14 protein-coding genes are annotated in these 14,891 nt (G+C 65.1%); 4 read left to right on the top strand and 10 right to left on the bottom strand.

All coding sequences use genetic code 11. The features are described 5' to 3' along the window. Window positions 1–4: 4 nt before the first annotated feature. From fliG to fliE, 3 genes are read right to left on the bottom strand one after another with little or no spacing between them, the layout of a single operon-like run. Window positions 5–1,021: a flagellar motor switch protein FliG gene (fliG, locus tag AC0KXH_RS12150; RefSeq protein WP_041106470.1), complete on the bottom strand. Its 1,017-nt coding sequence runs from the start codon at window positions 1,019–1,021 to the stop codon at window positions 5–7. Next, window positions 1,014–2,798 carry a flagellar basal-body MS-ring/collar protein FliF gene (gene fliF, locus AC0KXH_RS12155; protein WP_041106472.1) on the bottom strand — a complete coding sequence of 595 codons (1,785 nt, stop codon included), beginning with the start codon at window positions 2,796–2,798 and terminating at the stop codon, window positions 1,014–1,016. Before fliF ends, fliG begins: the two co-directional genes overlap by 8 nt. Before the next feature lie 13 nt (window positions 2,799–2,811). Then, complete coding sequence (gene fliE / locus AC0KXH_RS12160) at window positions 2,812–3,141, bottom strand: flagellar hook-basal body complex protein FliE (RefSeq protein WP_041106474.1); 330 nt, start codon at window positions 3,139–3,141, stop codon at window positions 2,812–2,814. Window positions 3,142–3,365: 224 nt separating this feature from the next. Here fliE and AC0KXH_RS12165 point away from each other — a divergent pair, with 224 nt between their 5' ends. Beyond that, on the top strand, window positions 3,366–4,553 hold the full coding sequence (locus AC0KXH_RS12165) for a benzoate/H(+) symporter BenE family transporter (protein WP_041106476.1): 1,188 nt from the start codon (window positions 3,366–3,368) through the stop codon (window positions 4,551–4,553). Between the two features lie 477 nt (window positions 4,554–5,030). On the opposite strand, the gene AC0KXH_RS12170 is transcribed toward AC0KXH_RS12165, so the two are convergent. Then, window positions 5,031–5,792 (bottom strand): SDR family oxidoreductase, encoded by a 762-nt coding sequence (locus tag AC0KXH_RS12170; protein ID WP_041106601.1) that lies wholly within the window; start codon window positions 5,790–5,792, stop codon window positions 5,031–5,033. A gap of 215 nt (window positions 5,793–6,007) precedes the next feature. On the opposite strand from AC0KXH_RS12170, the gene AC0KXH_RS12175 reads away from it, so the two are divergent. After that, on the top strand, window positions 6,008–7,012 hold the full coding sequence (locus AC0KXH_RS12175; RefSeq protein ID WP_165563113.1) for an NADP-dependent oxidoreductase: 1,005 nt from the start codon (window positions 6,008–6,010) through the stop codon (window positions 7,010–7,012). Between the two features lie 39 nt (window positions 7,013–7,051). On the opposite strand, the gene pyrF is transcribed toward AC0KXH_RS12175, so the two are convergent. Then, on the bottom strand, window positions 7,052–7,747 hold the full coding sequence (gene pyrF / locus AC0KXH_RS12180; protein WP_043220945.1) for an orotidine-5'-phosphate decarboxylase: 696 nt from the start codon (window positions 7,745–7,747) through the stop codon (window positions 7,052–7,054). Between the two features lie 136 nt (window positions 7,748–7,883). Here pyrF and AC0KXH_RS12185 point away from each other — a divergent pair, with 136 nt between their 5' ends. Then, window positions 7,884–8,051, top strand: coding sequence for a DUF2897 family protein (locus AC0KXH_RS12185; protein ID WP_071222523.1), 168 nt, complete (start codon window positions 7,884–7,886; stop codon window positions 8,049–8,051). A 121-nt stretch (window positions 8,052–8,172) separates the two neighbouring features. Continuing rightward, entirely contained in the window at window positions 8,173–10,758 is a 2,586-nt protein-coding gene (locus tag AC0KXH_RS12190) for a bifunctional diguanylate cyclase/phosphodiesterase (protein ID WP_488223467.1), read from the top strand. A gap of 10 nt (window positions 10,759–10,768) precedes the next feature. On the opposite strand, the gene AC0KXH_RS12195 is transcribed toward AC0KXH_RS12190, so the two are convergent. The 5 genes from AC0KXH_RS12195 to AC0KXH_RS12215 form a co-directional block, all read right to left on the bottom strand. Beyond that, window positions 10,769–11,257 (bottom strand): hypothetical protein, encoded by a 489-nt coding sequence (locus AC0KXH_RS12195; RefSeq protein WP_488223468.1) that lies wholly within the window; start codon window positions 11,255–11,257, stop codon window positions 10,769–10,771. After that, window positions 11,254–12,714, bottom strand: a complete 1,461-nt coding sequence (locus AC0KXH_RS12200; RefSeq protein ID WP_043220949.1) for an aminotransferase-like domain-containing protein — start codon at window positions 12,712–12,714, stop codon at window positions 11,254–11,256. Before AC0KXH_RS12200 ends, AC0KXH_RS12195 begins: the two co-directional genes overlap by 4 nt. A gap of 109 nt (window positions 12,715–12,823) precedes the next feature. Next, a complete protein-coding gene (locus tag AC0KXH_RS12205) occupies window positions 12,824–13,627 on the bottom strand; it encodes an OmpA family protein (RefSeq protein WP_488223469.1) in 804 nt (267 codons plus the stop codon). Next, complete coding sequence (locus tag AC0KXH_RS12210; protein ID WP_041106606.1) at window positions 13,624–13,980, bottom strand: DUF4398 domain-containing protein; 357 nt, start codon at window positions 13,978–13,980, stop codon at window positions 13,624–13,626. Before AC0KXH_RS12210 ends, AC0KXH_RS12205 begins: the two co-directional genes overlap by 4 nt. 10 nt (window positions 13,981–13,990) lie before the next feature. Beyond that, window positions 13,991–14,794, bottom strand: coding sequence for a substrate-binding periplasmic protein (locus AC0KXH_RS12215; protein WP_488223470.1), 804 nt, complete (start codon window positions 14,792–14,794; stop codon window positions 13,991–13,993). Window positions 14,795–14,891 lie beyond the last annotated feature (97 nt).

Here is a 14,891-nt window from a genome sequence, read left to right on the forward strand (position 1 = left end):
CGCCTCAGATCATCTCTTCGCCGCCCTTGCCGCCCAGGACGATTTCCCCGGCTTCGGCCATGCGGCGGGCAATGGTGAGGATTTCCTTCTGTGCGTTCTCCACGTCGCTGACGCGGACCGGCCCCTTGGCCTCCAGGTCGTCGCGCAGCAGCTCGCCGGCGCGCTTGGACATGTTCTTGAAGATCTTTTCCTTGATCGCCTCGTCGGCTCCCTTGAGGGCCATGACCAGCACGTCCGAGGACACCTCGCGCAGCAGTACCTGGATGCCACGGTCGTCGATGTCGGCCAGGTTGTCGAAGACGAACATCAGATCCTCGATCTGCCCGGACAGGTCCTCGTCCACCTCGCGGATCGAGTCCATCAGCTGGCCTTCGATGGAGCTGTCGAGGTAGTTCATGATGTCCGCGGCGCGCTTGACGCCGCCCAGGCTGGCGCGGCTGGTGCTGGTATTGCCGGAGAACTGCTTCTCGAGAATCAGGTTCAGTTCCTTGAGCGCGGCCGGCTGCACGGTATTGAGCGAGGACACGCGCAGGATGATGTCCAGGCGGACCTTGTGATCGAAGTGGCTCAGGACTTCGCCGGCCTGGTCCGGGTCGAGGTAGGCCACGACGATGGCCTGGATCTGCGGGTGCTCGTAACGGATCACATCGGCCACGGCGCGCGGCTCCATCCATTTCAGGCTGTCCAGGCCGCTGGTGTTGCCACCGAGCAGGATGCGGTCGATCAGGCCGCCGGCCTTGTCCTCGCCGAGCGCCTGGGTGAGCATCTTGCGGATGTAGCTGTCCGAGCCCACGCCAAGGCTGGTCTGGTCGCCGACGATCTCGACGAACTCGCCCATCACCTGCTCGATCTGCGCCTTCTGCACATTGCGCATCTGCGCCATCGCGGTGCCGACGCGCTGCACTTCCTTCGGCCCGAGGTGACGCAGCACCTGGGCGGCGTCGGTCTCCCCCAGCGACAGCAGGAGAATGGCGGCCTTGTCGACCTTGTTGAGCTTGGTCGGTATGCGATTGTCACTCATCGGCGTTGATCCACTCTTTGACCACCTGCGCCACCCGTCCGGGGTCTTCGGCTACCAGGTTCTTGATCGCGTTGAGCTGGGCTTCGTATCCCTCGCTCGGGCTTGGCAACATGATGTTCTGCGGGCCGCTAAGGCTGACCCGGTCGCTGGACAGGGCCGAATCGACATCATCGCCCTCACCCAGCTCGGCGCCGCCCTCGGCCGCTTGCAGCTGCTTGCTCTGCGCGGTCGTGGTCAGGTTCTTCAGCACCGGACGCAGCACACCGAACACCAGCACCAGGATGAACAGTACGCCCAGCACCTGCTTGACCACATCCCAGAACCACGGCTGCGAGTAGAAGGGTATCTCCAGCGCACTCTCGTCGAAGGTATCCGGGACGAACGGTGTGTTGATCACGCTGACGCTGTCGCCGCGACTGGCATCGAAGCCTACGGCGTCCTGCACCAGCCGTGTGAAGCGCGCCAGATCGTCGGCGCTCCAGGGCTTGCGCACCGTTTCGCCGGCGTCGTTGAGGCTGACCTGGTCGTCCACCACCACGGCGACGGACAACCGACGCAGCCGCCCCTGCTGCTGCTTGGTGTAGCTGATCGAACGGTCCAGCTCGTAGTTGCGGGTCGACTGCTTGCGCTTGTCCGCCGGGTAGGGGGCGAGCATCGGCTGCCCGGTAGCCGGGTCGATGACCTGCTGGCCATTGGCGTCGAGCAGCGGTTGCCCCGGGGCGACCGCACCGGCGGCTGCCGCGGCCTGATTGGCCTTTTCGGGCGCCGAAGCAGGGCCGGGCGGCTGATTGCTCAGGGCACCGGGCACGCCCTGCGGCGGCAGGCTGCTCTGGCGCTGCTCGTCAACGCTCTGCTCGCTGCGCAGCGCCGGCTGATCCGGATTGAAGGTCTCGGAGGTGGACTCCACGGCACTGAAGTCGACGTCCGCCGACACCTCGGCCTTGTAGCGGCCACTGCCGAGCACCGGCTGCAGGATGTTGTGCACGCGCTGGGTGTAGAGACCTTCCATGCGACGGCTGTAGTCGAACTGCTTGCCGGCCATGGTCAGCTCGGAGAGTTCCTGCTGGTCGGAGAGCAGGTTGCCCTTCTGGTCGACCACGGTGACCTGCGATTTGCCCAGCTCGGGCACGCTGGTCGCAACCAGGTTGATGATCGCCATCACCTGGCTCGGCTCCAGCGTCCGACCCGGATAGAGTTCGACCAGCACCGAGGCCGTCGGCTTGCGCTCGTCGCGCACGAACACCGAACTCTTCGGGATCGCCAGGTGCACGCGGGCGCCCTTGACGTTGTTCAGGCTGGAAATGGTGCGAGCCAGCTCGCCTTCCAGGCCGCGACGGTAACGCGTCGCCTCCATGAACTGGCTGGTGCCGAGCCCCTGATCCTTGTCGAGAATCTCGAAGCCGACATTGCTGTCGGTCGGCGCGATGCCGGCACTGGCAAGCTTCAGGCGAGCGCGAGCCAGGTCATCGGCCTTGACCAGCAGAGCGCCGGAATTGGGTTCGACGGTATAGGCGATATCGGCAGCGGCGAGGGTCTCCATGACCTGATTGGCGTCCATCCCGGCCAGGCTGCCGAGCAGCGGACGATAGTCGGGCTGCTGCGACCAGAGCACCACGGCAAAGCCGATGGCCACGCTGGCGGCCAGGCCGACCAACAGGCCGATCTGCCGCAGCATCGACATCTCGGAGAGATTTTCCAGAAACGACAAGCCCAGCAGCGGCTTCTTCTCTTCGCCGCCGCCTGCCGGTACCGGAACGTTGCTCACTGCGTCAGCCATAATTCAAACCGCCTCACACCGGCATCTGCATGATGTCTTGATAGGCCTGGACCAGCTTGTTGCGAACCTGGGTCAGGGCCTGAAAGGAAACGCTGGCCTTCTGCGAGGCGATCATCACTTCGGTCAGGTCGACGCCGCCCTGCCCCATCTCGAACGCCGAAGCGATCTGGCTGGCGGACTGCTGGGTCTCGTGTACCTTGTTCACCGCGGCGCCGAGCATCTCCGAGAAGCTCGGCGCACCGACCTCCTGCGGCTCGGGCGTGGGCCGGGTACGCGCCATGGCATCGGTCTGCATGGCCCGCATTTCCAGCATCAAGCGATTGAATTGAACACCCTGACTCATCGATCTCCTCCACAGCCGCGGTTTTTTTGACGCATCGCGGCAGGCACAGGGTAGATAGCAACAAGGGTGCCAGAAGAGCAGACAGGACAGCTCGGCCGCCCGCCTTTTGTCGCCGAGCGTGACACTGTTACGGCCATTGCCCCGCCGGCTGTACCGGGACGAGGCAACACTTCGGCACTTAGGCTAACGCCGCAACCCATCGACCACCCAGCAGACGACACCTCATGCCCGAAGCCACCCAGACTGCCCTGCGCCCCCTGTCCGACAGCTCAGCCTCAAGCGTGGTGGCCGGATTCATCGCCATGCTGACCGGCTATACCAGTTCGCTCGTGCTCATGTTCCAGGCCGGGCAGGCCGCCGGACTGAGCGAGGCGCAGATCTCGTCCTGGATCTGGGCGCTGTCGATTGGCATGGCGATCTGCAGCATCGGCCTGTCACTGCGCTACCGCACGCCCGTCGTCGTGGCCTGGTCGACACCCGGCGCAGCCCTGCTGATCAGCAGCCTGCCGGGCGTGCCCTACCCGGAAGCCATCGGTGCATTCATCTTCGCCTCGGCGCTGATCGTGCTGTGCGGCCTGACCGGCAGCTTCGAGCGCCTGATGCGCCGGGTCCCCGCCTCGCTGGCCGCGGCATTGCTCGCCGGGGTGCTGTTCAATATCGGCATCGAGATCTTTCGCGCAGTGGAGGTTCAGCCAGCACTGGTGCTCGGCATGTTCTTCACCTACCTGCTGAGCAAGCGCCTGCTGCCGCGCTACGCCGTGCTCGCCGCGCTGCTGGTCGGCTGCCTCATCGCCGGCCTGGCGGGCCTGCTCGATTTCCAGCGCTTCAGCCTGCAAGTTGCGGTCCCGGTCTGGACCACCCCGTCGCTGTCCTTCGCGGCCGTGTTCAGCATCGGCATTCCGCTGTTCGTCATCGCCATGGCTTCGCAGAACATGCCGGGGCTCGCGGTGTTGCGCGCCGAGGGCTATGACGCACCGGCCTCGCCGTTGATCTCGGTCACCGGCATCGCCTCGCTGCTGCTGGCACCGTTCGGCTCGCATGGCATCCATCTGGCAGCGATCACCATGGCCATCTGCGCCGGCCCCGAGGCCCACGCCGATCGTAGCAAGCGCTATACGGCGGCCGTCTGGTGCGGGGTGTTCTACGGCATCGCCGGTATTTTCGGCGCCACCTTGGCGGCGCTGTTCGCAGCCTTTCCTGCGGCGCTGGTGCTGTCCATTGCCGCACTGGCGCTATTCGGCTCGATCGGTTCGGGGCTGACCCAGGCGATGCAGCAGCCTCAGGAGCGCGAGGCGGCGCTGATCACCTTCATGGTCACCGCGTCCGGACTGACGCTGTTCGGTATCGGGGCGGCGCTATGGGGATTGATTGCAGGGGTGCTGACCTTGGTGATTCTTAGCAAGCGGGGCTGAGGCGGGGTAGGCAATCGAGCTGGCCACTTAGTGTGTCGAATGAAAGCTCTGCTTCACTGGCTGCTGGCGATCTGCCTGTAAGCTTGGTTTCGCCCTGCTGGGCGACTCACTTTTTTCAGTCGCGAAAAAAGTAAGCAAAAACGCTTGCCCCTGCATCCGGCCCTGCGCTTTGCGCAGGGTTCGTTCGCTCCATCGCCGCTCCGAGGGTCGTCGTACAAGGGCCATCCTTGGCCCTTTACGACTCTCGCCGCGTCCCTGCGGCTCGCCCCTCTACGCAACGACTGCGCTCACCCTCCTGATGGGGCATTTGGAGCCGCCTGACGGGTCGTGCAATCGACTGAAAAGCCGAAGAAAAGATGCTGATTTTCCAGGCAACTCAGTTGCCTTAGGAGATCGGTTCAACATCAGGAACTGAACCGAACAGCATCCTCATCCATTCTTGCCAGCCCAGTATCAGCCCACCCCAAAGACCTTCACCTAAATGGCCGTCGCCCCGCCATCGACCGCCAGCGCATGCCCCGTGGTAAAGGCCGCCCCGTCGCTGCACAGATAAAGCACCGCCGCAGCGATCTCCTCGACCTTGCCGACCCGTCCGACTGGATGCATCGCCGCAGCGAACTCGGCCTTGCGCGGGTCCGCCTCGTAGGCGCGGCGAAACATGTCGGTATCGATCACTGCCGGACATACCGCATTGACCCGAATGCCCTTCTTGGCGTACTCGATCGCCGCCGATTTGGTCAGGCCGATCACCGCGTGCTTGGAAGCCGAATAGATGCTCATCTTCGGCGCAGCGCCCAGCCCGGCCACCGAAGCGGTATTGACGATCACCCCGCCACCCTGGGCGAGCATCAGTGGCAGCTGGTGTTTCATGCACAGCCAGACGCCCTTGACGTTGACGCCCATGATGGCGTCGAACTCGGCCTCGCTGCCTTCGGCCAGCTTGCCCTTCTCGATTTCGATGCCCGCATTGTTGAACGCATAGTCGACGCGCCCGAAACGTTCCCTGGCCGCATCGAGCATGGCCTGGACCTCGGCGTCACGGGTGACGTCGCAGCGCACGCAGAATGCCTGGCCCCCAGCGTCGACAATGGTCTTTGCCACCGCCTCGGCCGCCGCCAGGTCGATGTCGGCGACCACCACCTTCAGCCCCTGCTCGGCAAATGCCAGGGCAGTCGCCCGCCCGATACCGGCGCCAGCGCCGGTGACCAGCGCAACCTGGCCGGAGAATTTCATGCTCATGCTGTCATCCTTATGAAAGCCCAACCTGCGCCGCGTCTCGAACGTGACCGGGCGCGGCGAATCGGTCATGTTTATACGCCCGCCGCCGCGCCTCGATAAGGACCACGGTGTCGATATAACCGCTCTGGATGCCAACGCATACGCACCGACGCGATCAGCTTGCAGCGTTCCGTCCGGCGGGCTAAACCACCCACTTTCGAACCCGCGAGGCAGCCATGAACGACAAGAATCAGCAATACCTGCTCGCCACCCGCCCGGTTGGCGCGCCCACCCGCGACACCTTCGAGCTGGTCGAGACGGACCTGCGCGAGCCTGGCCCCGGGGAGGTCCTGGTCAAGGTCAAATATCTGTCCATCGACCCGGCAATGCGTGGCTGGATGAACGATGCGAAGTCCTACATTCCCCCCGTCGGAATCGGCGAGGTGATGCGCGCGCTCGGCGTGGGCGAGGTCGTGGCCTCGCAGCATCCCGGCTTTGCCGTCGGCGACCACGTCAATGGCGCGCTGGGCGTGCAGCGCTATTTCCTCGGTGAGCCGAAGGGTTTCTACAAGGTTGATCCGCAGCAGGCGCCGCTGCCGCGCTACCTCTCGGCGCTGGGCATGACCGGCATGACCGCCTACTTCGCCCTGCTCGCCGTTGGCCAACCAAAGGCCGGCGAGACCGTGGTGCTGTCCGGCGCTGCAGGTGCGGTCGGCAGCGTCGCCGGCCAGATCGCCAAGCTCAAGGGCTGCCGCGTGATCGGCATCGCCGGTGGGGCCGACAAGTGCCGCTTTCTGATCGACGAGCTCGGCTTTGACGGCGCGATCGACTACAAGCACGAGGACGTGGCGGCAGGCCTCAAGCGTGAATGCCCCAAGGGCGTGGACGTCTACTTCGACAATGTCGGTGGCGACATTCTCGATGCCGTGCTCGGCCGGATCAGCGTAGGCGCGCGCGTAGTGATCTGCGGCGCGATCAGCCAGTACAACAACAAGGAAGCGATCAAGGGCCCGTCGAACTATCTGTCGCTACTGGTCAACCGCGCGCGGATGGAGGGCATGGTGGTGACCGACTACGTACAGCGCTACCCCGAAGCGCTGCGCGAGATGGCCGGCTGGCTGGCGAGCGGCCAGCTCAAGAGCCGCGAGGACATCGTAGAGGGCCTGGAGACGTTCCCGGACACCCTGATGAAGCTCTTCACCGGCGAAAACTTCGGCAAGCTGATTCTCAAGGTGAGCTGATGCTCAGCGGGGCCGGCGCTGCTGCCGGCCCCGGTCGGCTCAGGCCAGTTCCGCGGCGACCGCGGCAAGCGCCCCAGCAGGATCGGCCGCCTGGCTGATCGGCCGGCCGATTACCAGGTAGTCCGAGCCGGCCGCCATCGCCTGGGCCGGCGTGAGAATGCGGCGCTGATCGTCCTGCGCGCTGCCGGCCGGCCGAATGCCAGGCGTGACCAGCTTCAGCTGGGCGAACTGCTGCTTGAGCGCCGGCGCCTCCTGCGCCGAACAGACCAGGCCGTCGAGCCCTGCGCGAGCTGCCAGCCCGGCCAGTCTGAGCACCTGCTGCTGCGGCTCGACATCCAGTCCGATATCGGCCAGATCCGCCTGTTCCATGCTCGTCAGCACGGTCACGCCGATCAGCAGAGGCGCCGGCCCACTCACCCCGGCCAGGGTTTCCCGGCAGGCGGCCATCATCCGCAACCCGCCCGAGCAATGCACGTTGACCATCCAGACACCGAGCTCGGCAGCCGCCTTGACCGCCATCGCCGTGGTGTTGGGGATATCGTGAAACTTCAGGTCGAGGAATACCTCGAAACCCTTGTGACGCAGCGCTTCGACGATCGCCGGTCCACAGCGGGTGAACAGCTCCTTGCCGACCTTGACGCGGCAGAGCGCCGGATCGAGGCGGTCGGCCAGCGCCAGAGCCGTCTCGCGGGAAGGGAAGTCGAGCGCAACGATGATGGGAGTCTTGCAGGTCATGGCAGAGCCTTGTGAAGAGTTCGCCACGCATTGTCGCAGAAAACGACTCCAGCGACGCTTCGGGCAGCCGACGATGGCCGGATTTCCGCGCTCACGTTAGAGTGCGGAAAGAACCGAACTGGCAGAGGGTGAGTGCATGTCCTGGTATTTCTGGCTGATTCTGGCGGTCGCGCTCGGCTCAATCGTTGGTAGCCTGCTGCTGCTGCGCGATGGCGCACGCAAGATTCCCCTGACCGAAGAGCAGAAGAAGCGTATCGCCGAGCGTAATGCCAAGGCCGATGCCGAAGACGCACGCGACCGCTGAGCCCTGGCGGCAGTCGCCTGTACACGAGCCGCCGGTCAGGCCAAGGCCGAACGACGGCATCGAATGATGGCAAAAGGCCTTCATTGGCGCGATCATATACGCCACTTCGTTGGAACTCTTCATGTCAGTACCCGCCCATACCGACGGCAGCGATCTGCCTCCCGATCTACACGCCACCTTCGCTCGCCGCATCCTTCCCGCCATGGTCAGCCTGCTCGCTTTCACGCTCCTGGCTGCGGCATTCGCCATCGTGCATATCGCGCTGCGCATCGACCACGACGCCGACGCCCAGACGCGCTTCCTCGCGGACAAGGCCATTGCCACCGAGCGCGACTGGCTGCTGCGCTCGATTGTCGACTATGCCTTCTGGGGCGACGCCTACCTGCACCTCAAGGGCCCCAGCCCCGACCTCGACTGGGCCTATCAGCAAGCCAACTTCGGGCCGTCGCTCTATGCCGATTTCGGCTATGAAGCGCTGCTGATCGTGCAGCCCTCCGGAAAGGTCAGCTATGCGGTCATACGCGGAGAGCTGCAGCAGATCGAACTCAAGGCGTGGCTCGGCGCCGGGGTCGACGCCCTGCTCGAGAATGCCCACGCGGCGGCGGCGGACGATAGCGCTGCCGCTGGCCTGCTCTCGGCCGAAGGACTGCCGGCCATGGTGGTCGCCGCCGAGCTCACACCGGGCGACAGCGGGATCGAGGCCGACCCCGGCCCTGCGCCGGTGGTGCTGTTCGTCGACCTGCTCGATGCCGAGCGCCTCGACGAACTTGGGCATCACTACGGCATCGAAGGCCTGCGCCTGCTCTCGCCGGCCGATGCGCGCGCACAACCGAGCCAGCGCATCGACTTCGCCAACGGCGCGCCGTTGCTGTTGACCTGGACACCCGAGCGCCCGGGAAGGCTGTTGTTGTGGGGCGCCCTGCCGATCCTGCTGCTTGTCGCCCTTGGCCTTGGGCTGTTGGCCTGGCTGCTGTCACGCCAGGCCATGCGCACCATCGAGCTGATGAACGAGAGCTATGCGAACCTGGCGAACAGCCGTCGCGCCTTGGCGGCAAGCGAGGCGCGCTTTCGCGACGTTGCCGAAGCGGCGTCGGACTGGATCTGGGAAACCGATGCCCAGACGCAGCTCAGCTACCTCTCCGACCGCTTCAAGGAGATCACCGGGCACCCGACCGGAGAGTGGCTCGGTCGCCCACTGATCGACCTGTTGATCACCGACAACGCCGCCATCGAGCAATGGCTGGCCGCCCCCCGCCATCCCCTGCGCTGCAGCTACCGGGCGGCCGACGGTTGCGAACGCATTTGCCGGCTGGTCGCACGGCCGATTCGGCACGGCGGGCAGCTGGCCGGCTACCGCGGCACGGCCAGTGACATCACCGAAGAGACCCGCGCCCAGGCACGCATTGCCTACCTTTCCCAGCATGACGCGCTGACCGGGCTGCCGAACCGCTCGCGCATGCGCGAGTACCTTGAGTCGCGCCTGGCCGCACAGAAGCGCGGCGAGTCCCAGCTGGCGGTGTTCTACATCGACCTGGATCGTTTCAAGCCAGTGAACGACATGCTCGGCCACGCTGCCGGAGACGAAGTGCTCAACGGCATCGCACACCGTCTCAAGCGCTGCACGCGCGAGGAGGACCTGGTCGCGCGGGTCGGTGGCGACGAGTTCGTCATGATCCTTGGCCGACTGGTCGAACGCCAGGCCATCGACCAGCTCTGCGCGCGCATTATCAAGACCGTTGCCAGCCCTTTCCAGATCGACGGCAACCAGGTCTTTGTCGGCGCCAGCATCGGTATCGCCATCGCGCCGAACGATGCGACCAGCGCCAGCGAGTTGCTGCGCTGCGCCGACGTAGCCCTGTACAAGGCCAAGGCCGACGGCCGCGGTACCTGGCGCTTCTACGGCCATGAACTGGACAAGAGCCTGCAGCAACGCCTCGAACGCGAAGAGGAGCTGCGCAACGCGATTGCCGAACAGCAGTTCGAAATTCACTACCAGCCAAGGTTTCGCAGTCACAACCTGCGGATCGCCGGCGCCGAGGCGTTGGTCCGCTGGAAGCATCCCGAACGCGGCCTGCTGCTGCCTGAGCAGTTCATTCCCCTGGCCGAACACAGTGGGCAGATCGTCGCGCTGGGCCGCTGGGTGCTGCGCCAGGCTTGCCACGATGCACGCCAATGGCCCGGCGATGCGGTGGTCTCGGTGAACCTGTCGCCGCAGCAGCTGCACGATCGGCTTCTCGACGACCTCCGCAGCGCACTGGCCGACAGTGGTTTGCCGGCGCAGCGGCTGGAGCTGGAGATCACCGAAACCGCCCTGTTGCAGAACAGTGATGACATCCTCTCGCTGCTCAACGAGATCAAGGCCCTCGGCGTGCGCCTGGCCATGGACGATTTCGGTACGGGCTATTCGTCGATCCGCAGTCTGCGCCACTACCCTTTCGACGTGATCAAGATCGACGACAGCTTCGTCGGCACCATCGAGCACAACCCGCAGGACCACTCCATCGTCCGCGCGCTGATCGAGATCGGCCGCGGTTTGCAGCTGGGCGTCACGGCTGAAGGCGTAGAGACTGAAGAGCAGCTGCAGCTGCTGCTCGACGACGGTTGCACCGAGGTACAGGGGTTTCACATGAGCGAGCCGCTGAGCACCGGGGCATTGGCCGCGATGCTCCTCGACCACGGCGAACCGGGCGCGAGCCCACAGGCGTAGCGCCGCGGGATCAGCGTCGAAATTCGAACTGGATTTCGGCGCCGTCGATAGCCTGCTCGCTCTCCTGCTCTCCCGGGATCAACCGCCCGCTCATGTGCACGGCAGGCCCCTCCGGGGGCCCGAACATCGGTGGCAGAAGCGTGGCCGGAGGCTCGCCACTGGGCTCTTCCAGGGCCTCGGGCCAGGCCTCGGGCAAGCTCAGATCCAGCTTTGGCGCCGCCAGCTCGACCTCCTCCACGCTGCGTTTGGGCGGCGAGGGTTCCGCTGCAGGCGACGGCTCGGGCGTACTCTCGGCCGGTTCCGGCAGACTGATCTCGACCGGCGGCTTCGCTTTGCCTGCGGGCTCGATCGGCGGCACGCTGATACGCAGGCTCGGCGGCGCACCTTCCTCGGCCGCAGGCCGAGGCGGACGCTCCACCGCAGCGGGCGCGTCATCCCGAGCCTGCTCGTCACAGGCGGCCAGCAGCACCAGGCCGAACCCGAGAACCGCTCGCCTCATGCCAGCGCTCGCTCATCCTGGCGGGAAACCTGAGCCCTCTCGCACAGCTGGCGGGCGAGCTGTCCAAGGGTTCGCAGGGCGCGCTCGGTCTCGGCATTCCAGGGCAGGCCACAATTGAGCCGGATACAGTGGTTGAACTGTTCGGTGTTGCTGAAGATCAGGCCAGGCGCAATGCTGATCCCCTGCTCCAACGCGTGGCCGTGCAGTTCCTTGGTGTTGACCGGTGCCGGCAGACTGACCCAGAGAATGAAATTGCCCTTGGGCCGAGTCATCTGCGTGCCTTCGGGAAAGTAGCGCTGCACGGCGAGCTGAAAGGCCGACAGGTTCTTGCGGTACTCCTGGCGAATGAAGCGCAGGTGGCGGTCGTAACCGCCGTTCTCCAGATAGGCGGCAACGCCCATCTGCGTCACGCTGCAGGCGGAGTGGGTACTGAACGTCTGCAGGCGCTCGATTTCGGGCTGATGCCGCCCAGCGACGATCCAGCCGATGCGCACGCCGGGGGATAGCGTCTTGGAAAAACTCGAGCAATAGATAACCCGACCGTCGCGGTCATTGGATTTCAGCGCCTTGTAGGTGCCCTGTTCGAACAGCAGCTCGCCATAGATGTCATCCTCGACGATCTGGATATCGAAGCGAGCCGCCAGGCTCAGCAGCTGCTTTTGTCGACCGTCGGGAATGCTCACACCTAGCGGATTGCTCAGACGCGCGGTCAGCACGAGCGCCTTGATCGGCCACTGGCTCGCCGCCAGCTGGAGCGCCTCCAGGCTCATGCCCGTTTCCGGGTCGCTGGGTATTTCGATGACCTTCAAGCCCAGCAGGTCCGCCAATTGCAGCAGGCCGTAGTAGGTCGGCGATTCGGCGGCGATGAGATCACCCGGGCGCGTCAGGACGCGCAGTGACATCTGCAACGCATCGACACAGCCATGGGTGATGACGATTTCGGAGGGATCGACCACCACGCCTGCATCGCGCATGCGAATGGCCACCTGCCTGCGCAGCGGCTCGTAACCGGGGCTGAACATGTAACTGAAGGCGCGCGGGCTGTGAAAGCGGGTGACCTTGGCCAATTGCTGATGCAGCGCGCGTACCGGCAGGTAGTCGACGTGAGGCACCGCCGCCCCGAAGGGCACCAGACCTTCACGACGGCATTCGCTGAGCACCTGGTTGATGATGCTGCTGCGCGTGACCAGGCTGGGCCGCTCGACACGCGCAATATCGGGCGTGGGGGCCGTCAGCATCGGAGTCTGATGGACATAGAACCCCGACTGCGGGCGCGCCTTGATCATCCCCTGGTCTTCGAGATTGGCGTAGGCCTGCAACACCGTGGCGTGGCTGACGTTGAGCTGCATGCTCAGTTTGCGCACCGAGGGCACACGCTCGCCGGGCCGATAGACGCCCCGACGTATATCTTCGGCCAGTTGTTGCGCGATGCGCTGATACAGCAACAGATTGGTCATGGTCCCTGCCTCCGCCAACTGAACCGTAACAGTAGCTCAGGCAGACGACCTTACACCAATACAGTTGCGCCGAATCTGGCCGAAACAGTGCGTTAGACGCGTCCGTGGCCTAGCGATCCGGCGCAAAGCGCCCTTGCGGATCGGAGAACAGGATCTCGACGCGCCGGTTCTGAGCGCGTCCACGCGCCGAGGCATTCTCCGCAACTGGGAACTGCTCACCGTAGCCGCGCACATCGATCCGCTGCGCGTCGATACCCAGATCGGTGAGGATCGAGGCCACTGCCTGGGCCCGCGCTCGAGACAGTTCCAGGTTCTCCTGAGCATCGCCGCGGCTGTCGGTATAGCCTTCGATGCGCACCTTGCGTTGCGGATTGAGCTGGAGGAAATGTGCCAGCTTGAGCAGCGTGCGGTTGGCCTCCGGGCCCAGACGATCGCTGCCGGCGCGAAAAAGCACATCGCCGAGGGTCATCACCAGCCCACGATCGGTTTCAGTAGCCGCCAGGCTGATCAGCTGATCTTCCATCCACTGCCCCTGCTGCAGATTCAGCAGGCGGGCGTCCTGCAGCATCCGCCGCAAGCGCTCGCGATCCATCTGCAGGCGTACCGCCTCCTGCTGATTGGCCAGCAACGCGCCGTGCTGCCGGGCGATCTCGCTGTAACTCAGGCTCAGGTAGGCGTAGTGACGGGCGTCCTCGGCACCCCCGATGTAATGAGAAAAGCGCTGGGCGCGCTCGAGCGTCTCACCGGCGCGAGCCACATCCTTGGGCGCAGTACGCACCAGATCGGCGTCGTGGCTGACTTGTTCGTAAGCGGCTGACGCCTGGTCGAGCTGCTCGCGCAGCGCTTTATCGGCACAGCCGGCGAGCGACACCGACAGGGCGAGCAGGCCGATGGCGGAACGAGTGACCTTCATTGCAGGCTCCCCAATTGCTCGCGAACGCGCTCGATGCTGCGTTTGAGTTCGGCGAGCTGCGCCGTGCTCTTCTGATTCAGCACGCGAGCTTCGGCCAGCCGCGCATCGAGCTCGGCCTGCTCGGCAAGCAGCCGAGCCTGCCGATGATCGCCCTCCTTCATCGCCTGGTGGGCTTCGCGCAGCTTGGCCTGTGCCAGGGCCAGTTCAGCGACCTCATCGGTGGCACCGACCGCCTGGGCCTGCTGGACCGCCTCGCTGGTCAGGCGCAGCTGCTCATTGGGTGCCGGGTCGCTGGCGCAAGCCGACAAAAGGCCAGCCAGCAGTAACAGTGTCGGAGAAAAAAACTTGTTCAACGGAGGCAACCTATTTCTGTGTTGACGCTTCGCGTGCCAGGCGCTGCTGCTTCCAGAGCGCCAGGTTATCGACCAGCAGTCGCTCAGGCACGCCGGCCGCTTGCAGCTCGGTCATCTGCAAAGCCAGCTGGCCGCGCAGCCACGGGTCGTTGCACGCCGAATCATGCGAGATGGCCAGATGCATGCCGCGCTGCGCGACGGCGGGCGTCAGGCGCTGGACCTGCTCGAGCGCGGCTCGATCGAGCCTGGCCAGCGCACTGTAGCGCTCGTGCAGCACGAAATCGACCTCGCCCTTGCGCAGCTGCTTGAGCGCCTGCCGCATCGTTTTGGCGAGCGGCAGCCCCTCGGCGACAGGCTCCTCGACCGGGCCATCGGCGGTGCGGATGCCACGGCGGTCTGCGAGATCGGCAGGCGAGCTATAGAGAAAGCCCGGCTCGTTGCGCACCCAGGCGAAGGTCTCCAGCTGCGTGATCGCCGGATGGACGAAATCCAGTTCGCCGAGCCGCTCGGCCTGCAACGGCGTATCGAGGAGAATGTCGACCCGACCGCTGCGAACCTCTTCGAGCGCCTTCTTGGCGTCGCCGGTATGCAGCACTTCGACCTTTACGCCTAGTTTGGCGGCCAACTGCTCGAGCAGGTCGACGTTGGCACCTATCAGCCGCTTGCCGTTCTGCGCGTCACGCCAGATGAACGGCGGATTGTTTGCCGAGCCGGTTGCGATCAGCCGATCGCACTTGCCCGCCGCCAGGGTAGCCGCCGACGAAACGAGGGCCAGCACGGCCAGCCCCCAGTTGAGCGGTTTGGCAAGACGCATCGAGAACACCTTCTGCTGAGTGGGAAGCCGGGCGATCTTATCATCGCCCCGCCTGACAGGCGCCCATGAAAAAACCCGCACATGGCGGGTTCTTTCA

Source organism: Stutzerimonas sp. CXK-1, from assembly GCF_057738225.1.